Annotated in this window: 40 protein-coding genes and 1 tRNA gene; 24 read left to right on the top strand and 17 right to left on the bottom strand. The window is 51.7% G+C overall.

The features are described 5' to 3' along the window. The first annotated feature begins 364 nt into the window (after positions 1 to 364). The 5 genes from rpoE (at position 365) to MRY16398_RS06430 (ending at position 4,690) form a co-directional block, all read left to right on the top strand. Positions 365 to 940, top strand: a complete 576-nt coding sequence (gene rpoE, locus MRY16398_RS06410) for an RNA polymerase sigma factor RpoE (protein WP_000003307.1) — start codon at positions 365 to 367, stop codon at positions 938 to 940. Between the two features lie 31 nt (positions 941 to 971). Next, entirely contained in the window at positions 972 to 1,622 is a 651-nt protein-coding gene (gene rseA / locus MRY16398_RS06415) for an anti-sigma-E factor RseA (protein ID WP_039079564.1), read from the top strand. Beyond that, positions 1,622 to 2,578, top strand: coding sequence for a sigma-E factor regulatory protein RseB (rseB, locus tag MRY16398_RS06420; RefSeq protein ID WP_039079565.1), 957 nt, complete (start codon positions 1,622 to 1,624; stop codon positions 2,576 to 2,578). The genes rseA and rseB overlap by 1 nt, the downstream gene beginning before the upstream one ends. Beyond that, the gene (gene rseC / locus MRY16398_RS06425; protein WP_039079566.1) at positions 2,575 to 3,045 is read left to right on the top strand and encodes a SoxR-reducing system protein RseC; all 471 of its coding nucleotides are present in this window, start codon (positions 2,575 to 2,577) and stop codon (positions 3,043 to 3,045) included. The genes rseB and rseC overlap by 4 nt, the downstream gene beginning before the upstream one ends. A gap of 415 nt (positions 3,046 to 3,460) precedes the next feature. Then, positions 3,461 to 4,690 carry a tyrosine-type recombinase/integrase gene (locus MRY16398_RS06430; RefSeq protein ID WP_125124012.1) on the top strand — a complete coding sequence of 410 codons (1,230 nt, stop codon included), beginning with the start codon at positions 3,461 to 3,463 and terminating at the stop codon, positions 4,688 to 4,690. Here the strand turns inward: MRY16398_RS06430 and xis are convergent. From xis to MRY16398_RS06505, 17 genes are all read right to left on the bottom strand, one after another. Next, a complete protein-coding gene (xis, locus tag MRY16398_RS06435; RefSeq protein WP_110296656.1) occupies positions 4,668 to 4,955 on the bottom strand; it encodes an excisionase Xis in 288 nt (95 codons plus the stop codon). The two genes, MRY16398_RS06430 and xis, sit on opposite strands and share 23 nt — an antisense overlap. Positions 4,956 to 4,990: 35 nt before the next feature. Then, positions 4,991 to 5,341, bottom strand: a complete 351-nt coding sequence (locus tag MRY16398_RS06440; RefSeq protein WP_125124013.1) for a DUF7694 domain-containing protein — start codon at positions 5,339 to 5,341, stop codon at positions 4,991 to 4,993. Further along, positions 5,338 to 5,565, bottom strand: a complete 228-nt coding sequence (locus MRY16398_RS06445; RefSeq protein ID WP_125124014.1) for a TraR/DksA family transcriptional regulator — start codon at positions 5,563 to 5,565, stop codon at positions 5,338 to 5,340. Before MRY16398_RS06445 ends, MRY16398_RS06440 begins: the two co-directional genes overlap by 4 nt. Continuing rightward, entirely contained in the window at positions 5,562 to 6,167 is a 606-nt protein-coding gene (locus MRY16398_RS06450; RefSeq protein WP_172600623.1) for an ASCH domain-containing protein, read from the bottom strand. Before MRY16398_RS06450 ends, MRY16398_RS06445 begins: the two co-directional genes overlap by 4 nt. A 2-nt stretch (positions 6,168 to 6,169) precedes the next feature. Next, positions 6,170 to 6,337, bottom strand: a complete 168-nt coding sequence (locus MRY16398_RS30535) for a hypothetical protein (RefSeq protein WP_172600624.1) — start codon at positions 6,335 to 6,337, stop codon at positions 6,170 to 6,172. Further along, a complete protein-coding gene (locus MRY16398_RS06455) occupies positions 6,334 to 6,555 on the bottom strand; it encodes a hypothetical protein (RefSeq protein WP_125124015.1) in 222 nt (73 codons plus the stop codon). The genes MRY16398_RS30535 and MRY16398_RS06455 overlap by 4 nt, the downstream gene beginning before the upstream one ends. Positions 6,556 to 6,557: 2 nt before the next feature. Beyond that, on the bottom strand, positions 6,558 to 8,387 hold the full coding sequence (locus MRY16398_RS06460; RefSeq protein ID WP_125124016.1) for a Dam family site-specific DNA-(adenine-N6)-methyltransferase: 1,830 nt from the start codon (positions 8,385 to 8,387) through the stop codon (positions 6,558 to 6,560). Further along, a complete protein-coding gene (locus tag MRY16398_RS06465; RefSeq protein ID WP_039079572.1) occupies positions 8,384 to 8,563 on the bottom strand; it encodes a hypothetical protein in 180 nt (59 codons plus the stop codon). Before MRY16398_RS06465 ends, MRY16398_RS06460 begins: the two co-directional genes overlap by 4 nt. Continuing rightward, positions 8,547 to 9,251, bottom strand: a complete 705-nt coding sequence (locus MRY16398_RS06470; RefSeq protein WP_125125635.1) for a single stranded DNA-binding domain-containing protein — start codon at positions 9,249 to 9,251, stop codon at positions 8,547 to 8,549. The genes MRY16398_RS06465 and MRY16398_RS06470 overlap by 17 nt, the downstream gene beginning before the upstream one ends. Positions 9,252 to 9,266: 15 nt before the next feature. Beyond that, complete coding sequence (locus MRY16398_RS06475) at positions 9,267 to 9,935, bottom strand: ATP-binding protein (RefSeq protein ID WP_125124017.1); 669 nt, start codon at positions 9,933 to 9,935, stop codon at positions 9,267 to 9,269. A gap of 3 nt (positions 9,936 to 9,938) precedes the next feature. After that, the gene (exoX, locus tag MRY16398_RS06480) at positions 9,939 to 10,598 is read right to left on the bottom strand and encodes an exodeoxyribonuclease X (RefSeq protein WP_125124018.1); all 660 of its coding nucleotides are present in this window, start codon (positions 10,596 to 10,598) and stop codon (positions 9,939 to 9,941) included. Further along, complete coding sequence (locus MRY16398_RS30540; protein WP_172600625.1) at positions 10,582 to 10,740, bottom strand: hypothetical protein; 159 nt, start codon at positions 10,738 to 10,740, stop codon at positions 10,582 to 10,584. The genes exoX and MRY16398_RS30540 overlap by 17 nt, the downstream gene beginning before the upstream one ends. Beyond that, on the bottom strand, positions 10,734 to 11,129 hold the full coding sequence (locus MRY16398_RS06485; protein WP_125124019.1) for a hypothetical protein: 396 nt from the start codon (positions 11,127 to 11,129) through the stop codon (positions 10,734 to 10,736). Before MRY16398_RS06485 ends, MRY16398_RS30540 begins: the two co-directional genes overlap by 7 nt. 82 nt (positions 11,130 to 11,211) lie before the next feature. Further along, positions 11,212 to 11,409: a DUF1482 family protein gene (locus MRY16398_RS06490; protein ID WP_125124020.1), complete on the bottom strand. Its 198-nt coding sequence runs from the start codon at positions 11,407 to 11,409 to the stop codon at positions 11,212 to 11,214. After that, positions 11,406 to 11,687 carry a host cell division inhibitory peptide Kil gene (gene kil, locus MRY16398_RS30865; RefSeq protein ID WP_232034385.1) on the bottom strand — a complete coding sequence of 94 codons (282 nt, stop codon included), beginning with the start codon at positions 11,685 to 11,687 and terminating at the stop codon, positions 11,406 to 11,408. The genes MRY16398_RS06490 and kil overlap by 4 nt, the downstream gene beginning before the upstream one ends. A 325-nt stretch (positions 11,688 to 12,012) precedes the next feature. After that, a complete protein-coding gene (locus tag MRY16398_RS06500) occupies positions 12,013 to 12,447 on the bottom strand; it encodes a hypothetical protein (protein ID WP_125124021.1) in 435 nt (144 codons plus the stop codon). A 17-nt stretch (positions 12,448 to 12,464) separates the two neighbouring features. After that, positions 12,465 to 13,160: an XRE family transcriptional regulator gene (locus MRY16398_RS06505; RefSeq protein ID WP_125124022.1), complete on the bottom strand. Its 696-nt coding sequence runs from the start codon at positions 13,158 to 13,160 to the stop codon at positions 12,465 to 12,467. Between the two features lie 102 nt (positions 13,161 to 13,262). Here MRY16398_RS06505 and MRY16398_RS06510 point away from each other — a divergent pair, with 102 nt between their 5' ends. From MRY16398_RS06510 to MRY16398_RS06595, 19 genes are all read left to right on the top strand, one after another. Next, the gene (locus MRY16398_RS06510; RefSeq protein WP_110294674.1) at positions 13,263 to 13,484 is read left to right on the top strand and encodes a helix-turn-helix domain-containing protein; all 222 of its coding nucleotides are present in this window, start codon (positions 13,263 to 13,265) and stop codon (positions 13,482 to 13,484) included. A 33-nt stretch (positions 13,485 to 13,517) separates the two neighbouring features. Beyond that, the gene (locus MRY16398_RS06515) at positions 13,518 to 13,739 is read left to right on the top strand and encodes a CII family transcriptional regulator (RefSeq protein ID WP_125124023.1); all 222 of its coding nucleotides are present in this window, start codon (positions 13,518 to 13,520) and stop codon (positions 13,737 to 13,739) included. Between the two features lie 87 nt (positions 13,740 to 13,826). After that, positions 13,827 to 14,744, top strand: a complete 918-nt coding sequence (locus MRY16398_RS06520) for a replication protein (protein ID WP_125124024.1) — start codon at positions 13,827 to 13,829, stop codon at positions 14,742 to 14,744. 2 nt (positions 14,745 to 14,746) lie between these two features. Then, positions 14,747 to 15,487, top strand: a complete 741-nt coding sequence (locus MRY16398_RS06525; protein ID WP_125124025.1) for an ATP-binding protein — start codon at positions 14,747 to 14,749, stop codon at positions 15,485 to 15,487. 7 nt (positions 15,488 to 15,494) lie between these two features. Then, positions 15,495 to 16,043 (top strand): helix-turn-helix domain-containing protein, encoded by a 549-nt coding sequence (locus MRY16398_RS06530; RefSeq protein WP_125124026.1) that lies wholly within the window; start codon positions 15,495 to 15,497, stop codon positions 16,041 to 16,043. Beyond that, complete coding sequence (locus MRY16398_RS06535) at positions 16,040 to 16,660, top strand: hypothetical protein (protein ID WP_125124027.1); 621 nt, start codon at positions 16,040 to 16,042, stop codon at positions 16,658 to 16,660. Before MRY16398_RS06530 ends, MRY16398_RS06535 begins: the two co-directional genes overlap by 4 nt. Next, positions 16,653 to 16,964: a hypothetical protein gene (locus MRY16398_RS06540; RefSeq protein ID WP_125124028.1), complete on the top strand. Its 312-nt coding sequence runs from the start codon at positions 16,653 to 16,655 to the stop codon at positions 16,962 to 16,964. The genes MRY16398_RS06535 and MRY16398_RS06540 overlap by 8 nt, the downstream gene beginning before the upstream one ends. Next, positions 16,961 to 17,362 carry a hypothetical protein gene (locus tag MRY16398_RS06545; protein ID WP_125124029.1) on the top strand — a complete coding sequence of 134 codons (402 nt, stop codon included), beginning with the start codon at positions 16,961 to 16,963 and terminating at the stop codon, positions 17,360 to 17,362. The genes MRY16398_RS06540 and MRY16398_RS06545 overlap by 4 nt, the downstream gene beginning before the upstream one ends. Beyond that, positions 17,359 to 18,051 carry an ead/Ea22-like family protein gene (locus MRY16398_RS06550; RefSeq protein ID WP_125124030.1) on the top strand — a complete coding sequence of 231 codons (693 nt, stop codon included), beginning with the start codon at positions 17,359 to 17,361 and terminating at the stop codon, positions 18,049 to 18,051. Before MRY16398_RS06545 ends, MRY16398_RS06550 begins: the two co-directional genes overlap by 4 nt. Positions 18,052 to 18,054: 3 nt before the next feature. Beyond that, positions 18,055 to 18,336, top strand: coding sequence for a hypothetical protein (locus MRY16398_RS06555; RefSeq protein WP_172600627.1), 282 nt, complete (start codon positions 18,055 to 18,057; stop codon positions 18,334 to 18,336). Further along, the gene (locus MRY16398_RS06560; RefSeq protein WP_125124031.1) at positions 18,333 to 18,920 is read left to right on the top strand and encodes a hypothetical protein; all 588 of its coding nucleotides are present in this window, start codon (positions 18,333 to 18,335) and stop codon (positions 18,918 to 18,920) included. Before MRY16398_RS06555 ends, MRY16398_RS06560 begins: the two co-directional genes overlap by 4 nt. Continuing rightward, the gene (locus MRY16398_RS06565; protein ID WP_125124032.1) at positions 18,917 to 19,714 is read left to right on the top strand and encodes a hypothetical protein; all 798 of its coding nucleotides are present in this window, start codon (positions 18,917 to 18,919) and stop codon (positions 19,712 to 19,714) included. Before MRY16398_RS06560 ends, MRY16398_RS06565 begins: the two co-directional genes overlap by 4 nt. A gap of 1 nt (position 19,715) precedes the next feature. Then, a complete protein-coding gene (locus MRY16398_RS06570) occupies positions 19,716 to 19,988 on the top strand; it encodes a DUF4752 family protein (protein WP_125124033.1) in 273 nt (90 codons plus the stop codon). A gap of 2 nt (positions 19,989 to 19,990) precedes the next feature. Beyond that, positions 19,991 to 20,146 (top strand): hypothetical protein, encoded by a 156-nt coding sequence (locus tag MRY16398_RS30545; RefSeq protein WP_172600628.1) that lies wholly within the window; start codon positions 19,991 to 19,993, stop codon positions 20,144 to 20,146. A 229-nt stretch (positions 20,147 to 20,375) separates the two neighbouring features. After that, complete coding sequence (locus MRY16398_RS06575; RefSeq protein ID WP_125124034.1) at positions 20,376 to 20,825, top strand: recombination protein NinB; 450 nt, start codon at positions 20,376 to 20,378, stop codon at positions 20,823 to 20,825. After that, positions 20,818 to 20,988, top strand: a complete 171-nt coding sequence (locus tag MRY16398_RS06580) for a NinE family protein (RefSeq protein WP_125124035.1) — start codon at positions 20,818 to 20,820, stop codon at positions 20,986 to 20,988. The genes MRY16398_RS06575 and MRY16398_RS06580 overlap by 8 nt, the downstream gene beginning before the upstream one ends. Then, positions 20,981 to 21,580, top strand: a complete 600-nt coding sequence (locus tag MRY16398_RS06585; RefSeq protein ID WP_125124036.1) for a recombination protein NinG — start codon at positions 20,981 to 20,983, stop codon at positions 21,578 to 21,580. The genes MRY16398_RS06580 and MRY16398_RS06585 overlap by 8 nt, the downstream gene beginning before the upstream one ends. A 118-nt stretch (positions 21,581 to 21,698) precedes the next feature. After that, a complete protein-coding gene (locus tag MRY16398_RS06590; protein ID WP_125124037.1) occupies positions 21,699 to 22,508 on the top strand; it encodes an antitermination protein Q in 810 nt (269 codons plus the stop codon). Between the two features lie 155 nt (positions 22,509 to 22,663). Further along, positions 22,664 to 22,738 (top strand) — tRNA-Asn (locus MRY16398_RS06595). Positions 22,739 to 22,900: the final 162 nt, after the last annotated feature.

Here is a 22,900-nt window from a genome sequence, read left to right on the forward strand (position 1 = left end):
TAGCCATTTTTTAATGATTTGTACTAACGGCTAAACATGCGAGGGCGGCATAAATGCGTTGCCCGCAAGAAAATCGTTATCTGGCAGATTGTTAGCTGATATGGATTAGGTGATGAAAAAAAGGCTGTGTTGCGTTACTCTCTGGCGGTCTTCGGGTCTTTTCATAATCAACATACCCGATACAGAGTTTGTGGACTTATAATGAGTCATAATGAAAAGTCTGCAGAACGATTCACAAAAACAAAGGCGTAACGGAACTTTTTACTGAACCTTCGCTCTAAATGGCTGCTTGCTCATATAGTGCAGTTTTGGAGTGGCGTTTCATTTACGCGTGGAAATAGGTTTTGGGGAGATTTTACCTCGGATGAGCGAGCAGTTAACGGATCAGGTCCTTGTTGAGAGGGTCCAGAAAGGAGATCAGAAGGCGTTCAACTTACTGGTAGTACGCTACCAGCATAAAGTGGCGAGTCTGGTTTCCCGCTATGTGCCTTCTGGCGATGTGCCTGATGTCGTACAAGAGTCATTTATTAAGGCTTATCGCGCGCTGGACTCGTTCCGGGGAGATAGTGCTTTTTATACCTGGCTATACCGTATCGCTGTGAATACAGCAAAAAATTATCTGGTTGCTCAGGGACGCAGGCCGCCATCAAGTGATGTCGACGCGATTGAAGCAGAAAACTTCGAAAGTGGCGGTGCGCTGAAAGAAATTTCGAACCCTGAGAACTTAATGTTGTCAGAAGAACTGAGACAAATAGTTTTCCGTACTATTGAGTCGCTCCCGGAAGATTTACGCATGGCAATTACGTTACGGGAGTTGGATGGTCTGAGCTATGAAGAGATAGCCGCTATCATGGATTGCCCGGTAGGTACAGTGCGTTCACGTATCTTCCGAGCGCGGGAAGCTATTGATAATAAAGTTCAACCGCTTATCAGGCGTTGACGATAGCGGGATACTGGAAAAGGTATTAGGCATGCAGAAAGAACAACTTTCCGCTTTAATGGACGGTGAAACGCTGGATAGGGAGCTGCTCTCTGAGCTGTCTCGCGATCCTGAAATGCAGAAAACCTGGGAGAGCTACCATCTCATTCGCGACGCAATGCGCGGTGATACGGCTGATGTTCTCCACTTCGATATCTCAGCCCAAGTTATGGCCGCGATTGAAAATGAGTCTGTTCAACCGACGACACCATTAATCCCTGAGGCTCAGCCTGCGCCGCACCAGTGGCAGAAAATGCCATTCTGGACAAAAGTCCGTCCATGGGCCAGTCAATTGACGCAAATGGGCGTGGCTGCATGCGTATCGCTTGCAGTTATTGTGGGTGTCCAGCACTATAATGGCCAGTCTGAATCCACCCAGCAGCCAGAAGCGCCGGTGTTTAATACACTGCCGATGATGGGCAAAGCCAGCCCGGTAAGTCTGGGTGTTCCGGCTGATGCAACGGCGGATGTCGGTCAGCAACAGCAGGTGCAGGAACAGCGTCGCCGTATTAACGCCATGTTGCAGGATTACGAACTGCAACGTCGTCTGCACTCCGAACAGCTTAAGTTTGAGCAGGCACAAACGCAGCAGGCTGCTGTGCAAGTGCCAGGAAATCAAACGTTAGGAACCCAATCGCAGTAATGAAGCAACTTTGGTGTGCCATGTCTTTTGTGGCAGCAGGCCTGTTCTTCTCAAGCAACGCCTCGGCAGATACCTCGTCCGGGGCGTTGTTGCAGCAGATGAACGTGGCGAGCCAGTCACTCAACTATGAACTGTCCTTTATCAGCATTAACAAGCAAGGGGTAGAGTCTCTGCGTTACCGCCACGCGCGTGTAAACAATCAGCCTCTCGCTCAGCTTTTGCAAATGGACGGCCCCCGCCGGGAAGTGGTACAGCGTGGCAATGAAATAAGCTACTTTGAGCCGGGTCTTGAGCCCTTTACGCTGAATGGCGACTACATTGTCGATTCGCTCCCTTCGCTGGTATATACCGATTTCAAACGCCTTGCGCCTTATTACGATTTCATTTCTGTCGGACGTACGCGTATTGCCGATCGCTTGTGTGAAGTGATCCGGGTTGTTGCCCGTGACGGAACGCGTTATAGCTACATTGTCTGGATGGATGCGGAAACGCGCCTGCCAATGCGCGTGGATCTGCTCGACAGAGATGGCGAAACGTTGGAACAGTTCCGCGTGATTGCCTACACCGTAAACGGGCAACAGATCGCCAGCAGTATGCAGACCCTGGCAAACGCCAACTTGCCGCCGTTGCTTTCCGTTCCGCAGGGCGACAGCGTTGCCTTTAACTGGTTGCCTTCCTGGTTACCGCAAGGTTTTAGTGAAGTCTCCAGCAGTCGTCGCCAACTTCCTACCATAGACATGCCTGTCGAATCCCGTCTTTATTCCGATGGCCTGTTTAGTTTCTCGGTGAACGTCAATCGTGCTAATCAGAACAGTGCCGATCAGATGTTGCGTACCGGACGCCGGACCGTGAGTACAACCATCCGTGATAACGCTGAAATTACCATTGTGGGTGAATTACCCCCACAAACGGCCAAGCGTATTGCGGACAGCATCAAATTCAGGGCAGCACAATGATCAAAGAGTGGGCGACCGTCGTCTCATGGAAAAACGGTGAAGCGTTGGTGGAATGCGACGTTAAAGCCTCCTGTAGCAGTTGTGCTTCACGAAGTGGATGCGGGAGCCGCGTACTGAACAAACTTGGGCCGCAAATGACCCATACCTTATCCGTACCGTGCGATCAGCCGCTGGTTGCCGGGCAAAAAGTGGAGCTGGGGATTGGCGAAGCCAGTTTATTGACGTCAGCGCTGCTGGTGTATATGTCTCCGCTGGTTGGTCTTTTCCTGATGTCGGCGCTCTTCCAGACCCTTTTTAATCAGGATCTGGCCACGTTGTGCGGCGCCATATTGGGTGGGGTTGGCGGTTTTTTACTGGCGCGGAGTTTTTCGCCAAGACTGGCGAATCGTTCCGAATGGCAGCCGGTGATTATCAGCGTTGGCCTCCCTCCCGACCTGGTGCGCATCGACAATTCACCTGCCGAATAATGCCAGTGATTTTCCTGTCTTACCGGGGGGAATGCGCGGCCTGGTTTGTTGCCAGTATGAGCATTTCCCCGCATTGTGGTTGTAGTGTAGAATGCGGCGTTTCAGACTTTTGACGTCAGGCTCCGAACCGCGGCCTCTTAGTTATTCGTAAGGCAAAAAATCTCCCTATATGAAGAATATACGTAACTTTTCGATCATTGCTCACATCGATAATTGACACCCCGACACCCTCCGCAAACCTCCGACAAATCCCCTTCCAGATCCCTGTAAAATAAACCTCCCTTAAAAATATACTGGTTGCATGTACAGTCAACCTACGACACCATAAGACACGGTTTTTGTGTCCATCAGCGAGTCCATATCCTATGATGGACACGGAAGCGAATATTCCAATGGACACGTGCGGGTTGAAAACATGGCTATTTCAGATAGTTATATAAAGTCGTGCCTTGGGCGCGAGCGCGACAAGGTTGAAGAAAAAGCAGACCGGGATGGACTCTGGGTCCGCATTTCCCTGAAAGGGGCGGTAACGTTTTTCTACCGGTTCCGGTTTCTTGGCAAGCAGGACAAGATGACGATCGGCAGTTACCCTGAGTTCAGCCTCAAGGCTGCCCGCGACGAAGTGGCGAAATGGGCCGCTATTCTTGCCAGGGGAGAAAACCCCCGCATCAGGCAGAGCCTCTATAAAGCGAAGATTAACAGCCAGTACACCTTCGAAGAGTTGTTCAGGGAATGGTATTCCATGGTCTGTATTCAGAAGGAAACGGCCAGTCAGATCCTGCGCACGTTTGAGCTTCACGTTTTCCCTAAAATCGGTAAGTACCCGGCGCACCAGTTGACGCTACATAACTGGCTCACCGTTCTTGATCGCCTGGCCCAGGGGTATTCGGAGATCACCCGCCGGGTCATCAGTAATGGGCGACAGTGCTATTCATGGGCGGTGAAACGGCAATTGCTGGAAGTTAACCCGCTTTCTGAAATGTCCGGACATGACTTCGGTATCAAAAAGCAAATGGGTGAGCGCACGCTGGACCGGAAAGAACTGGCGCTGGTCTGGCGAGCCATTGAAGATTCGCGACTGATTGAGCGAAACAAGATCCTCTACAAACTGTCGCTGTTCTGGGCGTGCAGGGTGGGTGAGTTACGTCAGGCGGAAATATCCCATTTCGATTTTGAAGAGGGTATCTGGACGATTCCGTGGGAAAACCATAAAACGGGCCGCAACACTAAGAAGCCACTGGTGCGCCCCATCATCCCGGAGGTTGTCCCGCTAATCAGGCGCGCTATTGAACTGGCTCCGGGGCAGTATGTTTTTTCTCGTTTCTCCGATAAGCCAATGAGCGAAGGTTTCCACATGAGCATCAGTAGCAACCTGGTAAAGTTCATGCTGAAATCCTATAACCAGCAGGTACCGCATTTTACCATTCACGATCTGCGCCGGACTGCGCGGACCAATTTTTCTGAGCTGACCGAACCGCATATTGCCGAAATAATGCTGGGCCATAAATTGCCCGGTGTCTGGTCGGTATACGACAAGCACACGTATATTGATGAGATGAGGGTTGCATACGGTAAGTGGTGGGCCCGACTGATGAGCATCATCGAGCCCGACGTTCTGGAGTTCACGCCGCGTCAGACCGGATAATTCGGCCTTTGCTGTCGCGGGCAACATTCAGGTGTGACATGGGCCGGCGAGTCTGCCGGGACATTTCCCTGATTTGCCATTCGGTGACTTTTGTCGTCAAGTACCTGTTGGATCCGCCCATATACGAGCAATCAGGATCCGGGAATGGATTGCTGCCTGCCGGGCGTTTCCGGTAGCGCTCCAGAGTGCGTGACGAAATACCCAGGTGATCGCAAATCTCCCTGGTGCTCATCCATTCAAATTTTTCGCTATGTTTTTTGCTCATCTTCACACCTATGGCCCCAAACGGGGCCGGTTGTCTTAATGTCCATCTCTTCGCCATGCGAATGGGATAGATTCGGGCACAATCCACAGGTGACGCATGTTTGCTACGTTAACCAGGTCTTTTTGCGCCGGGAAAATCTCTACGGCATCCCGGTCCTGATAGCCGACTGCGTTTTTAATTTCCTGCAATGCGTCCCACGTGATGCCGTCTTTCCAGCGGCCACTGGCGCCCATGCTGGTGGTATTAATCGACAGCCTGATCACGCCGTCCGCTTCCTTAAATTCCTGCACAAGAAAGTAGGCGTTAACCCATACCTGGCTGCGTTTCGGGTCATACATCTTGATGGGCCAGCTTCCTTTCGGCACTGGTTTTAGTGTTCCGATCACGATTTCATCCCCCACAGCTTACCGCGCTTTTCTGCGTCAGCCTGGCAACTCGCACACATCCGGCAGCCGGGAACCGCCCGGCGCCGAGCCTCTTCAATCGCATCCCCGCATTCGTCACAGTGAGTAGCTGATACGGCGTTGCGATCTATGCGGTGCTTTTGTATGGCTGCCTGTCGCTGGAGTTCTTCAAGCTCGCTGGCGGCGTCGATAGTGTCTGGTCTCATGCTGCACCGCCTTCAACACACTGAAACGTAATCACCCACACCCAGGGGTTAGCCTGCCAGCTTTCTTCGCCGTAAATGGACTGCCACAATTCAGCAAAGCGGCGTTTGGCACCTTTAGGAATAGGTTTCGACTCGTCATATTTATAGAGGTGGCCGACACCTTCTGACATGGCATCTTCCTCGCTGATAGCGTTCAGTCGCTCAACCCGCACGCCAGTAATCTCCAGCGTGATGCGGCTGGCCCAACGCGGCATGTGGATAGAAGGTGTCCAGCGAATTTCGTCAACTGGCGGTACGTTTTCATAATGCGATGGAACATGCTCAGGGTAATTCGCGCGATAGAGCTTGAGTTCCGGCGCGCTGGCTCCTGCCTCTGCCCACGTCTCGCGCACCCAAATGCGATCGCCGGGCTGACCAAAAGGGCAAAGCATCGGCGCCAGCCTGCAAGTGATGCTGGAAATCTCTCCATTGCGGCCACGTACAACCGGGTTAACCATGCCGCGCTCATGCGATAACTTGACGATCCGCCGCGTTATTGTTTTGCGTCCGTCGAGAATGGCGCGAACCATCTCAGCGTTAAAAATCATTCCGCGTTCTTTCACGATTAATCCTCCGTCTTCATGTGGATGCTTCCAGCGATGATGATTACGGCAAACAGCAACCATCCCCATCCCTGCTTTTCGTGATAAATGAGGAATGCAACGCTGATAAAACCGCTGATTGGTATTGCGGCAAAGAATGCCAATGCCAAAATGTCCCGTAGCTCTTTCACGATTCCACTCCATACCGCCCATTAAGCCGGCCAGTTTTGACTACGAACTCCAGGAGGCTGACGCCCAGCGGCGCAATCTGCTGGTGATGTTTTTTGATGATGGGTTTCACCGTCGCATCCCATTGAGGCTTTGGCTTTTTGCTCATCGCCTTTTTGATTTCTTCGGTGCAACGGCGACACTGTGCGCGTATCGCGTTTTCCTGCTCTGCTGGCGTCATGGTTAAACTCCCAGGGTAGCTATGATGTCGGAAGCCGCTGAACGCGTGCCCGGCTTGCTGGACATGGCACGCCGCGCGCTGACGTGATGGATTTTCAAACCGTGCTGTTCGTAAAACTCAATGACCTTCGGTGCCGATGAGTTGCTGATCACCACTTTCGCGCCGCGCTGGTGTGCTGCCACGCAGCATTCAGCAAGCGCAACCTGGTCGGCCCATGAAAAACCGGCGCCTGAGTAACTGGTAAACCCATCGGTTCCCGGCAGTGGTTCGTAAGGCGGATCGCAGTAAACGACATCGCCATCGCCAGCCAGGGAAAGCGTCTGCCTGTAACCGGCTGTCATGAACACGCATTTGTGCGACCGGGATTTGAATGCCTTTACCTCTTCGGTGGGGAAGTGGGGCGCGGCATAGCTCCCATAGCCAACGTTGAACTGATTGCTGCGGTTGTAACGCATCAGGCCGTTAAAGCAGTGGCGGTTCAGGTACAGGAACGCTGCTGCACGTTCAGGTGCGCTGAGGCGCTGACTGTTAAATTCTTCCCGTAATTCCATGTAGGCATCTTCATTTGCCGCGCGCTTAAATAACTCCTGCGCAAACGACAGGACGCGGATATGGTCAACGTCGAGCATGGTGTACAGGTTGATCAGGTCCGGGTTAACGTCTGCCAGCAGAAAGCGCTCATGTTTATCGGAGTTAAGAAATACAGAGCCGCCGCCCACGAATGGCTCAATCAGTCGGTTGCCCGCCGGGATATGGCGATCCAACTCCGAAAGCAGAGAGAACTTTCCGCCAGCCCACTTGAGAAACGGGCGCTGCCAGGTGCGCGGGGCTGGTTCCTCTTTCGGGATAGCTGCAGCAATGCGTTCACCAATCCAGCGCATGACCGGCACCGCCATGCTGTTGCCGATGGCTTTATAGCGCGGACCATCAGGGCATTCAGAGGCATCTTTTCCGCGCCATGCGATGCGGGTGTGATTATCCGGGAAGCCCATTTGCCGTTCATTTTCGACAGGCATTAAGCGCCTGATTCGGCGTTCCGGTGTAACAATGTAAGTTTCTCGATCATCGAGAGAGCCTGCACCTCTGGCTGTAAGACAAACAGGCACGGGCGTCTGTTTTGACGGGGGATTAACCCTGCGCACGCGATCGGACTCAAACAGTATTTGGGAGGGATCGATGTCACTTCGAGCACTTGCGATAAGGAGAATTCGCGGGCGTCGTTGGGCCACTCCGAAGTATTGTGCATCAAAGGTTCTCCAGGCCACTCGGCGCTGTCGTCCAATAACAACACCTCGCTTTGACCAGAACGGAATGTGCTTACCGGTTTTTTTATCCCAGCGCCAGAATTTGCTACTTGAACCGACTGCAGGTCGTGGACCAGGTTGGAATGCTTCAATTTCGCCAGCCAGTCCTGCGAGAAAGTGACCGAACGCGTTGTCTTTGCTGCTAAATGCGCCTGTGACGTTTTCCCAGACAATAATTGCTTCTTTGTTTCCGCTTGCGCGGCGTTTGTCGTCGATTGCATCCGCAAGTTCCACAAATTTAAGTGTTAATAGGCCGCGCTGATCGCTAAGTCCCTTACGCTTGCCACCGATAGAATAGGACTGGCAAGGAGTTCCACCGACGATCAAATCTGGAGCTTCGATTTCATTCATCTCAACTTTATGGGCTAACAATGTCATATCGCCAAAGTTCGCAACCGTGGGCCAATGCGTAGCCAGTACTGCGGAAGGAAATTTCTCGATTTCAGCAAACCATGCTGGTTTCCATCCCAGCGGCTCCCAGGCAACTGAGGCGGCTTCAATGCCACTGCAAACAGATCCGTAATTCATTGCGTTCTCTCCGGGTCAAACTCAGGCCAGTTATTGCGACGGTGGTTTTCGGCCAGGCGGCGCTGCTGAATGTCTTCGAGTGAGCGGCCAGTCATTTCGGCTACGCGTTCATTCGGCAGTAATTCGAGCAGCGCCAGTTCCTGCTGAGTCCATGGCTCATCAGAACGGAATGTCATCGTCAAAATCCTGTGTCTGGTTTTGCTGGCGCATTGCCTGTTGCAGGCGCGAATCAGGGACGGCATTAGGGTCATGCTGAGGTGCACCCCAGCCACCTGAATTTTGCGTATTAGGAGCACCCCAGCCGCCGCGAGACTGGTCATGTGGTTTGCGGTCATCCTTGTCTTTTACAGTGCGCTCCAGCGTGGCGATCGTTTCTGCTGGCGTTTTTTCGAAGTACTCTTTGTAAGTCAGGCGCGATCCAGGCTGGAAAATATGCCGGACCTCAAATTTGTAGCTGTCGCTACCGTCCTGTTTGGTGGTGAGAACTTTTTGAAGGAAAAAGCCAGCGCGCTTGCCTTCCAGTGCGGGAAGAAACCATTCAGTACCGTTCTGGCCCTGCCGTTGTTGCGGTTGCGCATCCTTTACCTGAGCAGCCCACAGAAGGGCAGAAATCAGCCCCATGCCAAAGGTCTGGCTGCCATCACGGCCAAGAAAGTTGATGCGTAAAAAATTGGCTTTTTGTCCGTTAACATCGATGGATAAAACAAGCGCCTGTGACTGCGATCCGTCTTTGCCAAATTCATAAACAGCGGAAAGAATGTCACCTTCATACGCACCGGTATCTGTAATACCCGCAGTGGCGCCAGCTTTGAGGGCGGCTTCGGAAGCCTGCTTATTCCATGAAAAAGCTACAGGTTGATTCATCATTTTTTTGCCTCGTTATAAGTCAGAGAATTCAGTAATGGCGGCATCAAATTTCGCCAGATCGTTATCCATTTCCGTAACACCATCACCGATCAGATCTGGCGGGCATTTAACGGTGTCGTTGTCATCTCCCTTCAACAGGAACAAATGACGGCCATCACGCTTGATGATTCGAAGAACGATGGGGAAGTAACCTTCCGGGGTGAGCTTTTCGTTCAGCATCTTGCCGACGGTTTTCATGCGCACTTTCCCTTCGCTGTCTTCGGTATGAGCGAGGAAATAAACACGGAAGTCGTCAGGCAACTGGGTGGCGGCCTCAATGATTCGCCAGGCATGCTCGGCCATTTCAGTAAATTTGGTGTATCCGGTCTCATATGCCCGGTTCATGTTTTCGTGCTGCATGACCGCCTGAAAATCGTCGATGATGAGCATCCGACGTCCGCTGTTTGCCATGTTTTGAATAACGTTAAACAGGTGACGGCCGTCGCGAATATCAATGACGTTTCCACGCTGGATAGAGTTATCCGGCAGTCTTTTCCCGTGCAGTTTCCAGCCACCATTGTTTTTAAATGGCAGTGCCTTACGAATGCAGCGGGCAAGGATGGCGTTTTCCGGGTTTACGTTGCGCAGGCTGTATGTCTTACCGAAACCGGAATCAGCAAGGATCAGAGTCATCATCGCCATACATCACCCCTGAATAAGCCAGTGATCGACCGTGAAGCGCATGTCTTCGTCGAGCTCAGTCCCGCTCATCCAGCGCAGATACCCTTTATCAATGCGCGCCACTTCTTCGAAGGTTTTCCCCTTGTACTTACCGAAGCGCATCATATGCAGCAGGGATGGTGAGCTAGAGATTTCCCGCATTTCGCCAATACTCCATTGCGCTTCCCGCCCCATGTACATCAGCAACTCTGCTGTGACATAGCAGTCATACAGGGCGCGGTGTGCATACAGACCTTCCGGCACTTCCGGTTTCAGGCCGAGGCGATAGCGCAGGTACTGGTTGCCGTGCGACTCAAATTCCGGATACAGCTTGCGCGCCAGCTTTAACGTGCAAATCCAGGGGGCGGTAATCTGCGGCAGCTTGCCTTTGTCGAATGCGGAGTTGTGGGCCACATAGGCATCAGCGCCAAGGTACTTCCCGATCACATCAGAAATAAGCGGCGCATCGGCAACCATGTCCTCGGTGATGTGGTGAATAGCCATCGCCGCGAAGCCGATAGGCTCAGCAGGGCGAACCAGATCGCTCATCGGGTTGCAGATAACGCCTTTGACGATATCCACGCTGGCAATCTCCACCACGCCGCCCTCAAAGCTGGTTGTTTCGGTATCAATCACACGCAACATTGTTGAACTCTCCTGTAATTGCGTCGTTTACTGCGTCAAATTCAGCGAGCTGGTTAGCGACTCGCTCCAGGTCTTCGGGTTGCAGCCGGTACGCCAGACAAAGCATGGCGATCAGCATCATTCCTTCGAGGCGCTTTACCATCCGCGTTTCCTCGTTCGGGTGGACTGTGCCGGGTGCAGAAGGAAAAAACGTTCTGCACAGCCCTTGTCATGGCAAAAATGCGCGGTTCTACTCGCCATGGCGGTGTGGATTGTGCGGACGTCGCAGTCATCCGGATGGCGAAGCTGGCCGCACTTGTCGCACATCACTGAGTTGAGATGTTCCGTGGCCGAAGCCAGGAAAATGCTTTCTGCATGACTTCCGGCCACGCCGCGAGAATCGACGTACTCGATAATGTCTTCCGTGCGACCGTCGCTGTAAGTGAACGGGCCGCGACCAGTAAGCTTTACGATCTGCGAACCGAGTTTGAGACGAGAACCGACAGGAAGTGCTGCCAGTCGTTCAGAGGAAATACGCGGTAATGGATTCATAATTAACACTCCATAAGGCTGAGAGAATCCCGGCACCATGGCGGCTGCCTGTGTCGATTAATTTGGTTTTGCCCGTCAGGGCTCAGAACTTCACAACGTCTCCGGCTGGCTGCTCATCTGCGCGGACAATGCGCTCAACCGGGAAACATTCGCCAGCTACCTGCTGTTCGACGGCGGCGGCTTCGCATTGCTGCAGGTTGTCGTAAACACCGACAACAACATCCTGAAAATCACCGTTGGTCAGGCCGACAGTCAGTACCAGGGCAAATAAAGTGTTCATGACTGCGCTCCGGTTGCCTGGCGGTATTCTTCAACCGCTTTGGTCCACATCAGCGCGTCACCGAGAAAGCGGGCGATGACGATTTTGTTTTGCGCAGCGCGGACTTTGTTCAGGTCCACAATGCTTTTGTCGATAACATGACCCAGGCCAGCTATGACCATCTGGTCACTGTTCAGGACAACGCTTTCGCGAGGGTTATCAACTGACGTCAGGCGCCAGAGTGAGCCATTGGCCATCGGTGTAACTTTGTACTGATGGTTGTTGTGCGTAATTTCCATCTCATCCTCTGCCGTTGTCGCCCGGCTGGCGGAGTTAAAACCATCTGCGCTGATTTGTGGGATTCGCTGGCGGCGCCAGGCGCTTGTCTTCTGGTTGTCTCGGTGGACTGCAATTCACCGCCGCGAAGCCCGCTGTTTGGATGGGTTAAATATACAAGAATACAATCAATCTTGTAAACACATAAATTTGTATTTGCTTGTTTTATTTTGTCATGTGGTTGTTTTCTATTGTTATTTAGTTTGTTAATAGGTTTTTTATGGGAGGGTTTATTGTGATGATGACGAAAAAAAAGCCCGCAGAGCGGGCCGATTTAAAGTGATTTAGTTATTTATTGACGATTTTTCTGGCGTTGTCTGTGAGCATGTTTTCTGGAAGGCTGCGGAGGTTATACAGGTAGGTTAAATAGCAACCGCAAGAACGCGGAAGTGGCGTGTCGCTTAGGTATCCGGCAGGGCCAACTTTCATCATTTTTTTCTTTAAAGCCCAGCACCCCTTAATCGCATAAACATTTTCATTCATACTTGCATGTTCATCGCATTTTCTTGCTTTCCATATGGCAGCAATGGCATTGTTTTCTGTGGCTTTTACATGATCTGCCGCATTCAATAAAGTTCTTGCTTTGTCTACCGAAGAATCCAGATCTGAACTCTGATACTGCCTAATTATTCCTTTTTTTCGCGACTTTTTTCTTAATAAGAACGCAATAATAATCAACGCAACGGTGATTGCGGCACCAGACAGAAAAGATAAAATATCCATATTTATCCTTATGTTATCTATAGCAAAACGGAATACCAGAAAACGCGCCCTATAATTTCAACATCTTGCTCGTTAGCTTCTTCATCCTCTCGATTGAAGCTGCGGATTATCAGGATTCCGCCTGGCTTTCGGTATAGTTGTTTAATTCTCTTTAACTTTTCGTCTCCGGCCCCTGGTTGAGCAATTGCGTATAATTTTCCATCAACAATTCGCTTGTTGTTTGTGTCTACAGCGACAGTAGTTCCATCCGGGATGACCGGTTCCATGCTGTCACCAGACGCTGGGAAACAAAGCACGCCAGAGCCATCACTATTTGCGCCAACACGGCGTAGGGTTGCCTTGGAAAATCTGAGCTTAAAACCGTTATGATCTTCGCTCTGTATACGTCCGTTGCCGCATGCAAATTCAATATCCTTGAGGAAAGGCACTTCCACCTCATCAGCAGGTAATGGTGTATTTTTATCCCAGGCGTCAACCATTCCCCACTCAGCTTGCGGTGGTAGTTCATCTTTCTTTTCGTGCTCGCCTGTAAGAAGCCATTGAACAGAGCATTTTAAAGCTGACGCCAGCTCTGGAAGATATCGCGGGCGCCTTGTTTTTCCATCCTCAAGCTGCTGAATAGCTTGCTGCGACGTTTCCGCCATGGCCGCTAATTCAGCCTGAGTAAGGGACAACTCAGCTCTTCTTAACTTAACTCTCTCCGCAATAGTCATATTCACCTCATAGATAGCATTCCAATGCTTACAAGAAACAAGGTATTTGACAAACAAGTTTGTTTGACAATAAAATACAAATAACCTTGTAAAGGAGGAACCATGGAATCTCTTTCAGAACGCGTGAAAAAACGCCGTAACGAACTAAATCTGACCCAAGCCAGCTTGGCTGAATTGGTAGGCACAAAGCAGCAGACCATTCAGCAAGTCGAGTCAGGTTTAACAAAACGCCCACGGAAATTAATTGAACTGGCTACAGCTCTTCAATGTGAGCCGCGCTGGCTGCTTTTCGGTGAGCAAACAAATAAATCGAATGCCGCCTGACCGGCGGCCCAACACCAAGAGGAAGTATCACAAATGGAAAAATCAATCGCACGCAACATTTCGGAGGCGCGACGTATAGAGACCTGGCTGCACAGCCAGATTACTGAAATGGGTACTACCAACGTTGCAAAGGTGGCAGGGGTGAACAAGTCAACGGTAAGCCGCTGGCGGGAAAAGCTCGTGCCGAACATGTCTCTGCTGCTGGCCATTCTGCTGGCGAACCGGGAAGCCGGGAAAGGCGATATGGAGGCCTGAATGCCTGTTCTGAAAGGTGAAGACCGGACTGCGCGAACAGTACCGGCCTTCGAAGCGAATTAACTGGATCAATTCACAGGATTTAGTATGTCAAATACTGCCAAGGTAATCAAATTTCCTGCGCCAGGTCCGGCGCAACAGGAGACTCGAATGGCTGATCTGGAAAATGGCTATCTACGTTTAGCCAATCAGATCCAGGACGCCTTATGTATCGTCGAGCTATCAGGGCGTGAGTTTCGTGTTTTAAACGCTATCGTCAGGTTGACCTATGGCTGGTCAAAAAAGTCTGACAGGATTGCAAACAGCCTCATAGCGGATAAGACAACGCTGCAAGTTAAGCACGTATCTGAGGCGGTGCTGAGCCTTGCATATCGCAACATCATCATACTCCGCCGGATAGGGCAAACGAGATACATCGGGATTAACACCAGTCTGGATAAGTGGGCTTATGCGAAGCCTAATTGCTCAAAGTGCCCGGTTGATTTCCCTGCTGCTGAGATAGTTACATGGGTAATCACTATCCCTGAATTCGGGGATAACAATATCAAGTCAACAACCATCCCTGAAAAAAGGGATAACCATCCCCAAAAACAGGGAGAGGTATCCCTGAAAATAGGGAACACCAAAGACATTCTTCCAAATACAAATATAAATACAAAAACAAAAACCCCCTCTAATCCCCCAAAGGGGAAGGTGAAGTTTGATCCGCTAAGCATTCCTGTTCCTGAATGGCTTGACGCTACAGCTTGGGGTGAGTGGGTTGCTTATCGTCACCAGTCTGGCAAGGCCATCAAAACAGAACTGACCGTCACCAAGGCTTACAAACTCCTGAAAGAATGCCTTGACGCCGGGCACGACCCTGTAGCCGTCATCAACGCCAGTATTGCCAATGGCTATCAGGGTTTGTTCAAACCCAAATACAGCATTCAGAGCCGTAGCTCTGTCCGGGATGTGAATCATATTTCGCAACCTGACACGGAGATCCCGGCAGGATTCAGGGGGTAACGATGAAAACGACGAATGATTTACTCAGCCGTATTCAACGCATGATGCCTGCTGGCGTGCAACCGAAATTTACCAGTGCCGAAGAGTTGATGGCCTGGCAACAGGCGGAAGGGCGCAAGCGTACTGACGAGTTGGAGAAACAGAACCAGCGTGCCCGCTCTGAGAAAATTTTCGGACGTGCCGGTATTCAGGATCTGCACAAGCACTGCTCTTTCTCGAATTACCAGGTGAACGGGGACGGCCAGCGCCGGGCGCTCAGCATGGCGAAAAGCTATGCGCAGAACTTCGGCGAGGGTTTTACCAGCTTCGTTTTCAGTGGCAATCCGGGAACCGGTAAAAACCACCTGGCGGCAGCCATTGGTAATTTTCTGCTTCACAAGGGGCATACCGTGCTGGTGGTGACCATTCCTGACCTGATGCTGCGCGTTCGCGAGTGCTACGACAGCGACCAGTCAGAAGCGGCACTGCTTGATGAACTGTGCAAAGTTGACCTGCTGGTGCTGGATGAAGTGGGTATTCAGCGCGGAACCACTGGCGAGAAAGTCATCATCAACCAGGTTATCGACCGTCGCCTGTCCTCGATGCGCCCGGTAGGGATCCTGACGAACCTCAATTACGCAGAACTTAGCGCCACGCTGGGTGAACGCGTTATGGACCGTATGCAGATGGATAGCGGTATGTGGGTGAATTTCGACTGGGAAAGCCACCGCAAAAACGTTCGCCATCTCAGAGTCGTGAAGTGAGGCAATCATGAAAAATTTCACATTAAATCAGTTTGGTACGCCTGGTAAATGCCCTGCGCATAACCGGCCATGGACCGATGACGAGCAGAATCAGCTGATCGATCTGTACCCGACAACGACCTGTGAGGAAATCTCACGCCTGTTAAACCGCGGCATTCCGGCGATACGTTTTCGCATTTCGCAGCTTCGCGAAGCGGGGATCCTTCCTGTCGTCAAAAAGAGAGCCTTCACGCAGCAAGAAGACGCTTTCATCCGGCACAACTGCCGCACCATGACCGCGAAGACTATCGCCTCGCATTTGCCTGGCCGTTCAGCGCAGAACATCTACCGCCGGGCACAGTTACTGGGGATCAGCCTGGCAAAATGCGGTAACGCTCACTGGAGCACTACGTGCACGGATGAAGACGTTGCGCTGATTTGTGCGCTGCGCGACGACGGCATGCGCCCGAGCGTAATCGCGGAAAAATTTGAAGTATCCAGGCAGATGATTAGCTGGGTTTATCACAGACGTTTGACCGCGGCTGATGCTGCTCAAATTGGGAGTGCACGGGTATGAAACAGGTAACGATGGAAAGCGTAAAGCAGCGCATCAACGAATTGACTTCTACAGGCATTGTGTCGCTGCGTGGTGAATTCGAGCTTGCATGTCTATGTCAACTGGTAGCAGTGACTGAGCAGCGCGACGCGTTGGTGGCGGAAGCGGCAGCGCTTAAGTCTGGTGATTTGTTTTTCTCGTATGGCTCTGAGCACGGTTTCGAATGGCATAAAACAGCCAAAGAAGCCGCAGAAAACGCAGAAGCAGCAATTGATGACTATCGCGGTGATGCCTGTGATGGGTGGCCAGAAGAAGTCAGCAGTATCTGCTGGGGAGTAATCATGCAGTCATCAACGATGGTTGGTGAACGACCACGCAACGAAGACGACTGTGTTGATTCGGCAATAGACACCATCTGCGATTACGCATTGCTTCCTGCAATCGAAACCTCCGCCACATCCTCCGCAATCGCAGCGCTGAGAGCGGAAGGGGTGGAGATGTTTGCCAAGAAATGCTCGGAAAAATCAAAGCAAGCAATATCTTCTGACACCCGTGACAACTGGTGGCTATGCGGAGAGCATGCGGATGATTTCGCCCGCCAGCTTCGCGAGAGCAAAGGGGAGGCGTCAAATGTCTAAATCATCAGATGTGCATGACCTGTTAAGCGCCTATCAAAAACAAGCCCGGAAGGTTCCCGCTAAGGGTGTTTATGCCTCAAGGCATCGGCAGGTTGAAGTGCAGGCGGCGCATACACGCAAGATAATGCGCAAGCGTCGCCGTTCAGTCGGCAAGTCAAATAAGCTGGGTTACCGCATGACGGCGGAAATGCGCGTAGCAATGATTTGCGATATGAATTTTTGGGCGCTGGTGTGCCGCAGTAACCGAAAAAATACATCGGTGGTTAACGGCGGCGCAGTCGAGAGCAAAGGAGCGCAGTCATGAGCGACTTTTCAACAGAGCGCGTTGTGAAAGCGAACAAGACTCATCGTTGTTGTGAATGTCACGGGGCTATTTCTCCAGGCGAAAAATATGAGCGCACCTTCTTGGTTTATGAAGGTAATTCAGGAGCATACAAAACATGCCTGCACTGCGTGGAGTCACGTAACTGGCTCATGAATGATGCTGACTGGCCTGACGATATCGACGGAGACGGGCATCAATGGTTTTACACCATGCTGCGCGAACACTTGATGGACCAGGCTCGCGATGGCGACCGCAAGTTTGCATTCCGTGCATACCGCCACATCGCGCTTATGGATAAGCGTCGCAAAGCCTGGGCTGATGCTTACAACGCAGAAACGGTGAAAATTCGCGACAGACTAATGGGAGCGACAGCATGACCAACGAACAGATTCAGGCACTCAGAGCGGCTATTGATGATGCAACGCAAGGAAGTTGGGTTAACGAATCGGGCGAAGGATGGGAGGCGATTTGCTGCGATGACGACCAGGGAAATGCGGGCTTCATTATCGCTGAGTTTCAGGGCAGGGATGCGGCAGACAACCGAAAATTTGTGCAGTGCGCTAACCCTAATACCATCCTCTCACTGCTGACAGAGCGTGACGCTGATAAGGCGCTGATTGCGGAGCAGGCGAAGCGGATTGAATTTCTCAAGGAGCAACTGGCTCAACTGGCTAACTTCAATCCCGACTGGGACAAGCTCGAAGCTGCAACAGACAGCCTGCGCGAGCACATGGCTGAATTAACTGAGGCGAATAAGCGCATCGCTGAACTGGAGGGCGCACTCAATTTAGCCTCAGCCAGTTACGCAGGTGAGCGAGAAAGAGCAGACGCTTTGCAGGCCCGTATGCGCACCGTTAAGTTTCCAGAGGATTGGCATTTTGAAGAATGTGAGACCGAAGGATGCCAAAACGGTGCGCTGTTTAGTGTAGGGAAAGCAGCAAAAAATTTACATCTTTGCGAAGTATGCGCTAAAGAACCTGCTAACTCTCGCCTGAGTAAAACAGCGCTACCAAAAAGGCTGCCGTTTAGGATTGCCGCTGGCATCACTTTAGACGTGGGGGAGTGAAAGATGTCCAGACGAATCAGACTAACCGATGCGCAGATATATACGTTGCGCCGCATTCTTAGCGGCACTCGTTACTTCATGCAAGGGAATGGTGTACGTGGCGACGAAGATAATGGTTCGCGCAGGGTTAATAGCCCCTCTCTACCAGTGTTGTTTCGAGAGGGGTTAGTTACATTTTGTAGCGACGTTAAAAAACATCCTTTCCAGTGGTACAGCATAACTATAACGCCAGATGGGGAAAAGGCAGCAATTGGCGCGCAAACAAGAAAGGAGCGCGGATTATGACAGCACAATTACCGAGCACGGAATACACGCTGGAATACCTGCGTGAAATAGCATATCGCGGCAGTTATGACGATATGCAGCGCAATCTGGCCCGCGCACTCCTGGCGGCGCATGAGCAAGAGCCGGTGGCGTACTCTCTGATTTTCAGAAACATGGATGGCGTATTAAACAGCGACATCAACACAAACACGACATTTGCCACGCGCGAAAAAGCTGAGGCATACGGTAGGGGCGGAAGGTATGAGACCCAGCCTGATGGCTCGCTTAAGTGGGTTGCTGATGAAAATCTTGATCCTGTTGTTGTTCCGCTCTATGCCCACCCCGCGCCAGTCTCTGCGGGGCAAGATAACTGGAAAGGGCAACTTACTGGCACGCAATGCACGCCAGAAAGCGTAAGTAAATTGAGCACTGGTACGTCAGTTGGTGTGGCGATAGTCCCTGCGGTGCCGGAAAATCCACCTTTTGCGGTTATGCAGAGAGCACTTGATGCGTTTTATGCTGAGGACGACGAAGTGCCAGAGAATCAGATGCTGGCAGCATATCGTGTATTTCGCGCCGCCATGCTCAACGGGGGTAAATCATGAACAAATTAACCATCTCAGACGTGATTGACGCAAAGCTGGTTGAAGCTTTGCGACTCGTTCAATGCATGCTTGAAGATTTTAGGGCGCAAAATTACGGACATGCCCATGACTGGATTAGACATATTGATTCAGCTATGAGCGAGTATACCGATACTCACACCGATGACGCTTATTCAATGCTACATGACCTGCTCCAGTCCGGTAATTCAGCGCAACATGTAACGGTACCTTCCGGGTATGTGCTGGTCCCGGTTGAGACGACTACTAATCAATGGGCTGCTGGAATGCAAGCTTTTGATTCTGGAATGGATAAGGTTACGCGGGTGTATAAAGCCATGCTCGCCGCAGCGCCGAAAGCACCCGGCAGCCAACTAACGCTAGCGCCGGGATGGACTGGCAACAGTGATGCCAATGCGGCACTCGTAATGCTCGACAGAATTGACACCCTCGACCCTGCGGACGACGACCGCATAGAAGAGGTTAAGCAGATTGTTCGCTTCCTTGCTGAGCAGAAAGCACTTGATGCGCCGAAAGCAAAGAACGTCATCGGCCCCTATCAGGGAACAGATGGGAAAGAGCAGGACATTATCACTCTGGCAGCGAAAAATGGTGATAGCAAATGTTGGTGCCGCATCTGCCGCCCGGTAACGCTGACCGATACAAGATTCGTTGTGTGTCCTGACTGTGGTAACAAGCGCTGCCCTAAAGCCAATGACCACCGCAATGCTTGCAGTGGAAGCAATGAGCCGGGTCAGGAAGGAAGTGCGTATCCAGATACGCCGAAGGGGGTGTGAGGTGGAAGCATTCAAGGATTTCAGCATCACAGACTGGCTGTTTTTCGCAACAATACTTCTCGTATGGCTTTATATGGCGGCAAAGGTGTATCACTGGTTTGGGCTGCTTTTGCTTCGCCGTGGCTGGCGTTGGTGGAACAGGAAAGACGAAAAAGCGCTTGCGATGGATTCACTTTACGATGCCTTTGGTCTCGACAAGTTGCAGCCTGGTGAGAGCTTAATAGCCAGAACAGAGGGTGGCCTTACCATTCAAATATACAGGCCTAAGGAATAGCCATGACCAGCAAACTCAAACAGCGCCGTCTGCGCCGACTCCGTGACGATGTAGCCTGGTGGCGGGCAGAAGCCAAAGACTGGAAACAGATTGCGCTGGAGCATGCCGATAAGCTGGCGGAGATGCGGCGACAAATGGTCGGATACCAGAAGCAATAACCACCGAACCAAGCCCCTATCACAGGGGCTTTTTTATGCTTCACGCTTCGTTGATTTCCCGCGTAGGCCCGTCCATAATATCCACAACGGCCTGAGAAACCGTTAACTATCTGCGCGCATTTTAGGGGACTTTGATGCGCGAACAATTTGAGAATACCTTCCTGCCGTCAGCGTCATCAGATGCTGAGGTTTTTTTGCATTCTGCGTTTAGCCTCTTCGGAGGTGAAGCGTGAGCCAGCAATTCCACCTTGTAAGCGAAAGCGTTAAACAAAGCGCCATAAACTACATTCGCAGCCTCCCTGTTGACTATAAGCGCCCCCTGGTACTGGACATTAAAGAGCCAACGCGCACGCTAGTCCAGAACCGCAAAATGTGGCCCCTACTGAAAGACCTGTCAGATCAGGTTATCTGGTACGGAAACCGGTACGACTCCGACGACTGGAAAGACCTCATTACCGCTCTGGTGGCGAAGACCAAAAAACAAGAGCAACGCATGGCTCCCGGCCTTGATGGTGGCGTTGTGATGTTTGGTCAGCGTACCAGCAAGATGACCGTCCGCGAGATGGTGGAAGTCATCGAGGCTATCTACTGGTTCGGCACGCAGCAGGGCGTGAAGTTTAGCGAAAAATCCCGCCTCGAAATCGAATGGGCCAAACGCTGGGGAGAATCCCATGCATAGCCCACTCGCAAAAATCATTGAGCGATCTATCTTCCGCATTCCTGCGCGCCGGAAACGCAAGGCGGCACTTTTACCTTCCGAAATACCCACCCTTAAAGGTTACACAGCTCGCCTTGTCGATCAGAAATGGCTGCGTCTGGCAGCGAGGAGAAATCATGCGTAAGCCTCCGCGCCGTAAATGCACAGTATGCCGTGAATGGTTTCACCCGGTCCGGGCCGAGCAATACGTGTGCTCGTATGAATGCGCCTGTGTACACGGTAAAGCCGCCAACGATGCTGCCAAAGCCGAGAAGCAGCGCAAAGAGAAAAAGCGTCGCCTGGAGGAAGAAAGGGCCGATCGCCAGCGCCAGGCCGAGCGCCGGATGGCAGTGAAGCCTCTGAGTTATTTCATCAAGCAGGCTCAGCACGCTTTCAACGAATTTATCCGGTACCGGGACAGGGATTTGCCGTGCATCAGTTGCGGCCGCCACCATGACGGCCAGTACCACGCCGGACACTTTCGCACGACCGGGGCCAGCCCTGAATTGCGCTTTGATGAGGACAACTGTCATAAACAGTGCTCCGCCTGTAATAACCACCTTTCCGGCAACCTCACCGCATACCGCCCGGCACTGATCGCCAAAATCGGCCAGGCGCGCTTTGACGCACTGATGGGCCCGCACGCATTACCGAAATGGACCAGAGACGACTATACCAGGATCCGCGACGAATACCGGGCGAAGCTCCGCGACCTGAAAAAGCAGGAGGCCGCGTGAAACCTGAATACATCCAGTACCAGGCCGAAAGCGTAGCGCGGGCGAAGCTGCCCGCCGTAAAGCGCCACAGCAAGCCAGTTAAGACCACACAGACGAAACAGCCAAAGGGAGTAGCAGCATGCGCCTTGAATCAATAGCGAAATATTTTGCACCTAAATCACCTATGTTCAGCGACTCCCCGCGCGCCACTGCATCGGAGCGCCTTACCGGTACTGACGTTATGGCTGCCCTTGGTCTGGCTGGTTCTAAATGCGGATTCGGGTTTGATCTCTATCTGGCGAAAATTGGCATTAGCAGCCCCGATCGGGCAATGGAGGCTCTTTATGAATCAGCCGTCGAAATATCAAGACGCTATAAAGTCGTGTCAGAACTCAGCGAGAGCGATCGCACGAGAATTCTCGAAATTATGTGTGCTTTTGCATACCAGGATTACTCACGCAGCGCGGCAAGCGTGCGCCGGTGTGATTGCTGCAATGGAGAAGGGTTTATCGAAGCTGAGGTGTTCACTAATAAAGTTTCCTTCCCATGGGGAAAGGCACCGTACTGGGCGAAAATGTCCCGCGCCGTTGGTCCGGGTGACTGGGAAAAATGGAGCTCAGTTCGTGAAGTGGTCAAGGTCAAGTGCAAGACCTGTGACGGAAAGGGTGTTATCAGCAATTCGTGTCGCTGCCATGGGAAAGGGAAGGTGCTGGATAAGGATGAGAGCGAGCGCCAGGGCGTGCCGGTAAATAAAACATGTGATCGGTGTGGCGGGAGAGGCTATGCAAGGCTTAAGTTCTCTACCGTTCTTGAGGGTATCAGAACCGTTACAGACATAAAAAAAACATCCGGATACGAGCAATACCAACCATTATTCGAAGATCTGGTTGGGGAGTGCCATAAGCAGGAATCATATGCTGATTCCATGCTATCAAAAGTTACTATGTGAGAAATAATTTCTCATTATCTGGGATTATTTAGAAATACCTGTTGCAATCTGCGGAAAAACTGGTTAGCTTTAGCTCTAACGCTGGGAATCCGTTCAGTCGTTCCGAAGCAAAAAATTACAAGCCCGAGGTTAATGCCTTGGGCTTTTTCGTATCTGGGTCAGTCGTATAAAGGTCATTACGGCAGGCTGTTAACCTGCTTATCGTGGTTCAAGTCCACGCTGTCCCGCCAAATCCCTCTACCTGGGACCATTACGGCCTTACCGCCGACATTGCTCGACCCATATTGCCAACCCAGAGGTTGGCTTTTTTATTTTCAGGCCCCGGACAATCAACCCTCATCGTCTCGTTGTTAATTGCAGTCCGAGGGCCTGATCTTCCCTTTCTCACATCA

This window comes from Phytobacter sp. MRY16-398 (assembly GCF_003925915.1).
GTDB lineage: Bacteria > Pseudomonadota > Gammaproteobacteria > Enterobacterales > Enterobacteriaceae > Phytobacter > Phytobacter diazotrophicus.